Source organism: Geobacillus sp. WSUCF1, from assembly GCF_000422025.1.
GTDB classification, from domain to species: Bacteria; Bacillota; Bacilli; order Bacillales; family Anoxybacillaceae; genus Geobacillus; species Geobacillus zalihae.
Genome location: NZ_ATCO01000250.1, coordinates 1 through 249, shown reverse-complemented (window position 1 = coordinate 249; position 249 = coordinate 1). Strand labels below are relative to the sequence as shown.

1 pseudogene is annotated in these 249 nt (G+C 59.0%); it reads left to right on the top strand.

The features are described 5' to 3' along the window. Positions 1–249: pseudogene (locus tag I656_RS0117060) on the top strand (monooxygenase); the annotation flags it as partial.

Below are 249 nucleotides of genomic sequence, written 5' to 3'. Positions count from 1 at the left end.
TTCAGACGGCGCTTCAGGCCAACACGCGCGAAGAAGCAAAAGCAGCCATTGCGGCCGCTGCGAATGAGCGTCTGATCGCAGCGCGATACAACCGCGATTGTGCGGGGATTGCGTTGGAGCACATTCAAGGAACGGATCCAGCGATCAATATGAAGCGGGAAGTAGCGGCTTCATTGGCGCCGATTTTGCCGCGCTTGGCAAATGGCTTGATGAAGGACCGTACGGGCCGAAATCGGGGCCGCCGCAGCT